Source organism: Paraclostridium sp. (assembly GCF_051656405.1).
Lineage (GTDB): Bacteria > Bacillota > Clostridia > Peptostreptococcales > Peptostreptococcaceae > Paraclostridium.
This window is the reverse complement of record NZ_JBOGBV010000043.1, coordinates 21,820-28,648: the sequence shown is the minus strand read 5'-3', so window position 1 is coordinate 28,648 and position 6,829 is coordinate 21,820. Positions and strand designations below refer to the sequence as shown.

Genomic DNA, 6,829 nt, shown 5'->3' with positions numbered 1-6,829 from the left:
AAGAAGGTAATGATCAAATGAAAGAAATGATCAAAGCAATGGAAGATATAACATTTACATCAAATGAAATTGGAAGAATAATAAAGACAATAGATGATATAGCATTCCAAACTAACATATTAGCATTAAATGCAGCAGTGGAAGCAGCGAGAGCAGGAGAAGCTGGTAAAGGATTTGCAGTAGTTGCAGATGAAGTAAGAAATCTAGCAGCAAAATCAGCAGAGGCAGCAAAAAATACAGCTACATTAATTGAAAATTCAATAGAAGCAGTAGAAAATGGAACAAAAATTGTAGATAATACGGCAGAATCACTTCAAAAAATAATAAGTACGACTAATAGAACTACTTCTTTAGTAAATGACATAGCAAAAGCATCAGAAGATGAATCAAACTCTATAAATCAAGTAACGTTAGGTGTAGACCAAATCTCACAAGTTGTCCAAACAAACTCAGCAACATCAGAAGAAAGTGCAGCGGCAAGTGAAGAGTTAAATGGACAAGCACAAATGTTAAAATCACTTATAGATAACTTTAGCTTGAAAGGTGTAAATAGATCAAATAACAATATGAATTTTAATGAAGATGGAGAAAATGAATTAGCATTTAATAATTATTAAATAAAATTATAAAAAAAAGAAGCTTTAAAGCTTCTTTTTTTTATTTCTTAAGATAAATAGTATTTGCATAGATAGTAGTTAGTTTAAAGTAAACAATTATTGAATAAAAATATTTTAATATTTAATAAAACTAATTTCTGACAATTAAATTCTAAAGCATGTATATAATTATCCGTATAAAGATAGAGCAAATTATTTTGATTTGTAATATCAGCAAAGTTAAATCAAGGAGGGTTATGTATGAAAAATTTAAAAATAGGTAAAAAATTAAGTTTGTCTTTTATTGCGGTACTATTAGTTACGGTAGCTGCAAATCTTTACTCTATATCAAACTTAAAAAAAGCTGAAAATCTAAATGACGATTTATTTAAAGGACCTTACATGGTCACGACAGAGAGTATGGGAATTCGTAGAGATTTAGTTTCGATAGGTAGAAATATAGCAAATTCAATGCTTAGAGAACAACCAGTAGAGTATAGAAAGACAATCTTAGAAGATTTTGATAGTGTAAATAAAAGAATTGATTTAATTGAAAAGTCTTTTTCAGGTGAAGAAAGTGAAATTGCAGAAAAGAGCCAAGAATCAATTAGTAATTTAAGAAGTTCAATTAACAACTTAAAAAATGAATATGAGCAAGTTTATGCCTTTTTAGAGAAGAAGGATTATAAACATGCTGAAGAAATGACAGCACAAAATACAAAGTATTGGGATATATATAGTTCTTGTGTTGATCAATCTATAAAATTATATGAAAATGCAGAAAAATTAGGAACTCAATTTAATCAAAGTGTGAAAGAAACATCGTCAACTTCAAGATCAATATCTATAGCATTAAATATTATTTCAGTAATAATAGGTGTGGTTATATGTGTATATATAACAAGAAGTTTAAAAAAACCTATAGAAGAACTTGAGGTAGCTGCTAATAAAATGGCTAGTGGAGATTTTGATATTGATGTTAATTATGAATCAGAGGATGAATTAGGAACTTTATCAAGCAGTATGGTTAAAATGAGTAATGAAATAAAGGATATTATAGAAGATACAGTTAGAGTTTTAGGAGAAGTTGCATCAGGAAACTTTAACACAGAGACAAATACAGAATATATAGGAGTTTTTAAATACATAGAGAACTCTATAAATAAAATAACAACTGATTTAAGTGAAACAATGGAACAAATAAATATAGCATCTGAAGAAGTTGGAGCTGCATCTGATCAAGTTGCAAGTGGATCTCAGATGTTATCACAAGGAGCAACAGAACAAGCAAGTGCAATTGAAGAATTATCTTCAACTATTTCTGAAATATCTGAAAAGATCAAAGGTACATCTGAAAATGCTAAGCAAGCTAATTCATTATCTTTAAATGCTGCAAAACAAGTTCAAGAAGGTAATAACCAAATGAAAGAAATGGTTAAAGCAATGGAAGATATAACATTTACATCAACTGAAATTGGAAGAATAATAAAAACAATAGATGATATAGCATTCCAAACTAATATACTAGCATTAAATGCAGCAGTAGAGGCAGCAAGAGCAGGAGAAGCAGGTAAAGGATTTGCAGTAGTTGCAGATGAAGTAAGAAACCTTGCAGCAAAATCAGCAGAAGCAGCAAAGAATACAGCTACATTAATTGAAAATTCAATAGAAGCAGTAGGAAATGGTACAAAAATTGTAGATAATACAGCAGAGTCGCTTCAAAAAATAATAAATACAGCAAATAGAACAGCTAAATTAGTAAATGATATAGCAAAAGCATCTGAAGAAGAAGCTAATTCAATATCTCAAGTTACATTAGGCGTTGAACAAATTTCTGAAGTTGTACAAACCAACTCAGCAACATCAGAAGAAAGTGCAGCAGCAAGTGAAGAGTTAAATGGACAAGCTCAAATGTTAAAGTCTTTAATAGAGAATTTTAAAATAAAGGATGAAAATAAACTTAAGAATAATATAAGTTTTTCTAGAGATGATGAGCAAATTTTAGCTCGAAATTAATATAAAAAATTAAATATTTTTAATAAATGTTTATAAAAAAAATAGAAGCTTTGGGGCTTCTATTTTTGCGAATGGAAAAATTAATTTTAAAGTAAAAAAAATTTTTATTTATATAATTATATTCTAAAGTATGCATGTATTTATCCGTATAAAAAATAAGATAAACTGTTTTATTAAATGAACTAATTTTATTTAACTTTATTCAAGATGAAGTACGGGGAGGCATACACATGAAGGATTTAAAAATAGGTAAAAAGCTAGGTATCTGTTTTGTAATTTTATTAGTGCTTACAACAGTTTCAAATTTATATACATTATATAATTTGAAAGAAGCAGGGAGAGTAAGCCATGATTTATTTGAAGGACCATATGAATTAACAACTGATGCAATGGGAATACGTAGAGATTTAGTTGGAATTTCAAGAAGAATAAATGGTGGATTTGCAGATAATGAGCACGTAGAAACAAGAAAGTTAGTTTTAGCAGAGTTTGATAGTCTTGAAAAAACAATTCAAAATATAAGAAGTGGACCAGAAAAAGATATAGAAAATAAAAAAATTAGCCAATACCTTGATAGTATCGAGGCATATGAAAAGCAATTAAAACAAGAGTATGAAAAAATATATAATACAACTCAACAGCCAAATTTTAAAGGGTCTATGACTGAAATAGATCTTACTGCATATGCACAAGTGTTTACTGCATGTACAGAAACATCAGAAAATCTTTATAAAGAGGCTGAAAAAATAGGGAATGATTTTGATAAGGATGTATCTGCATCAGTGAAAACTTCACAAATTATATCAACAACTTTAAATGTGATTAGTATAGTATCAGGAGCTATTATATGTATTTACATTACAAAGAGCTTAAAAAAACCAATTGAAGAATTAGAAGTGGCTGCTAATAAAATGGCTGTTGGAGATTTTGATATTGATTTAAATTATGAGTCAAAGGATGAGCTAGGGGTTTTATCAAATAGCATGACTCAAATGAGTAATAAAATTAAAGATATTATAGAAGATACAGTTAGAGTTTTAGGAGATGTTTCATCGGGGAATTTCAATACAGACACTAAAGCTGAATATATAGGAGTTTTTAAATACATTGAAAAATCTATAAATAAAATAACAAATGATTTAAGCGAAACAATGGAACAAATAAACATAGCATCTGAAGAAGTTGGAGCTGCATCTGATCAAGTTGCTAGTGGATCTCAAATGTTATCACAAGGAGCAACAGAACAAGCAAGTGCAATTGAAGAATTATCTTCAACTATAAATGAAATATCTGAAAAAATAAAAGGAACTGCAGAAAATGCAAAAAAAGCTAATTCATTAACTTTAAATGCAGCTAACCAAGTTAAAGATGGTAATGAGCAAATGAAAGAAATGGTTAAAGCAATGGAAGATATATCATTTGCATCTAATGAAATTGGAAGAATAATAAAAACAATAGATGATATAGCATTCCAAACTAATATATTAGCATTAAATGCAGCAGTAGAAGCGGCAAGAGCAGGAGAAGCTGGTAAAGGATTTGCAGTAGTTGCAGATGAAGTAAGAAATCTTGCAGCAAAATCAGCAGAAGCAGCAAAGAATACATCTACATTAATTGAAAATTCAATAGAAGCAGTAGAAAATGGAACAAAAATTGTAGATAATACAGCAGAGTCACTTCAAAAAATAATAAATACAACAAGCAAAACTACTGCACTAGTTAATGATATAGCAAAAGCATCTGAGGATGAGGCTAATTCAATTGCTCAGGTTACAGTAGGAGTAGATCAAATTTCTGAAGTTGTACAAACAAACTCAGCAACATCAGAAGAAAGTGCAGCAGCAAGTGAAGAATTAAGTGGACAAGCTCAAATGCTAAAATCACTTATAGACAAGTTTGTTTTAAAAGATTCAAATAAAAATATAGATTTTAACAAAAACGAAGTAAATTATTTTGCTACGAATGATTAAAAATTTAAAAGTTTAATTAATAAAGGAGACAGAGTATGAGCGGAATGGATTCTTTAAATGAATTTTATGTTCATGAAAATATGCAATTACTAGAACAATTAGAAGAAATTCTACTTGTTGGGCAATCTGATACAGGAAAATTAGGGAAAGAAGAAATTGAAGAAATTTTCCGTGCAATGCATACTATTAAAGGGTCTTCAGCTATGATGGGATATGATAGTTTAACTAAGCTTACACATAGCATAGAAGATGTTTTTGATGAAATACGAAATGGAAGAGAACTTTCTAACAATAAGTGGGAAGAACTAGTTGATGTAGTTTTAGTAAGTATAGATTTTTTAAAGGAAGAAATATTAAATGTTCAGGATGGATTACTTCCAGAAGCCAGTATAGATGAACTACTTGAAAGAGTAGGAGGGTTATTAAAAGAAGAATCTGAAAGTGAAGAAAAAGATCTAGAGCAAAGTAGTGAGTTAGAAGAAAAAATTGAGATAAAAATGCCTAAGGATGGAGAAAAACAGTTTTATGCTAAAGTTTCATTTGAAAATGGCTGCGGCATGGAGGGGATTAGGGCCCTAGGAGTACTTGCTATGATAGAAAGTAAGTGTTCATTTATAAAAACAATTCCAGAAAACTTAGAAGTTGAATGTGATAATGAAATAATAAATGATGGATTTAGAATATATTTAAGTACACAAGAAGAAAAAGAGTCAATAGAGCAATGCATCAAAGAAACTATGTTTTTAGAAAGTTTAGAAATACAAGAGGTTACAGATGCAGATGAATTAGAAAGTGTATTTAATATAAGTTCTTCAATTGAAGAAAAATTTGAAGAAGAAATAGCTATAACAGAAGAAGAAAAAAATGTTACTTCTCAAGTAAAAGCTGATGAAATAAAGGATAAAATAGTCGTTGAAGAAGATATTCAACATATTGAAGAAGAAAATAAATCTAATAAAGAAGAAAAAAATGAAAAAGCAAGTGATGAAAATAAGACTACAAAAAAGGATTCAAAACAAGAGGAAAATCAACATCACACACATAGTAAGAATAACTACTTAAGTGTCAATATAAGTAAAATTGATATGTTGATGAACTTAGTAGGAGAGATTGTAACAACTGAATCTATGGTAGAAAAACAATCTCAGCTAGAAAACTTCAATCGTGATAATTTTGAAAAGCAAGCTAGAAGATTACATCAATTAACAACTGAATTACAAGATGTAGTTATGTCTATGAGAATGGTTCCTATATCTTCAACTTTTACAAAAATGCAAAGAGTTGTAAGAGATATGAGTAGAAAGACTGGTAAATCAGTAGAGTTAAAATTAGTGGGAGATCAAACAGAAGTTGATAAAAATATTCTTGAGAACATATCTGATCCATTAATGCACATGATTAGAAATAGTATGGACCATGGGATAGAAACTCCAGAGGAACGTCAACAAACTTCAAAACCAGAAAAAGCAACTATACTATTAGAAGCTAAAAACACTGGTGGAGATGTAGTTATAATAATAAAAGATGACGGTAGAGGATTAAATAAAGAAGCAATTGTTAAAAAGGCTATAGAAAAGGGAATCACAAGTAAAAGTATAGATGAAATAAGTGATAAAGAAGCTTATAACTTTATACTAGCATCTGGATTCTCTACAAAGGAAGCTGTAAGTGAGTACTCTGGTAGAGGAGTTGGAATGGATGTTGTATATACCAACATAAGACAACTAAGAGGTTCGATAGCTATTGATAGTGAAAAAGGACAAGGGACTAATATAGTAATTAGAATTCCTTTAACTTTAGCAATTGTTGATGGAATGAAAGTTAGAGTAGGTAATGAAATATATATAATACCATCACTTAACATAAAAGAAGTATTTAGACAAGGTGCTTATGATATAGTTAAAAATCCAAATGGAGAAGAACACAGTATAATAAGAGGAAACTGTTATGAGATTAGAAGACTATCAAACATATTAGGAATAGATACTGAAAAAAATGACAATGGAATTATGATTTTAGTTGAATCTGAAATAGGTAATGCTTGTATCATTGTCGATGGAATTATTGGACAACAACAAGTGGTAATAAAACCTATACCAGAATTATTAACACAATTTGAAAAAATTCAATCATATATGTCTGGATGTTCTATATTAGAGGATGGATCTATTAGCTTGATAATTGATGCAAATGCAATTATAAGTGAGTAATAAAAAAGATCAAACTAAAGTTAGAAGACATCGTAAA

Annotated in this window: 4 protein-coding genes; all 4 read left to right on the top strand. The window is 29.2% G+C overall.

The features are described 5' to 3' along the window. Window positions 1-617: methyl-accepting chemotaxis protein (locus ACRDDE_RS06055; RefSeq protein ID WP_438626259.1), on the top strand; the 617-nt coding region annotated here is incomplete at its 5' end. 240 nt (window positions 618-857) lie between these two features. Next, entirely contained in the window at window positions 858-2,612 is a 1,755-nt protein-coding gene (locus ACRDDE_RS06050; protein ID WP_438626257.1) for a methyl-accepting chemotaxis protein, read from the top strand. 230 nt (window positions 2,613-2,842) lie between these two features. Next, complete coding sequence (locus ACRDDE_RS06045; protein ID WP_438626255.1) at window positions 2,843-4,582, top strand: methyl-accepting chemotaxis protein; 1,740 nt, start codon at window positions 2,843-2,845, stop codon at window positions 4,580-4,582. Between the two features lie 35 nt (window positions 4,583-4,617). Then, window positions 4,618-6,792 carry a chemotaxis protein CheW gene (locus ACRDDE_RS06040; protein ID WP_438626253.1) on the top strand — a complete coding sequence of 725 codons (2,175 nt, stop codon included), beginning with the start codon at window positions 4,618-4,620 and terminating at the stop codon, window positions 6,790-6,792. Window positions 6,793-6,829: the final 37 nt, after the last annotated feature.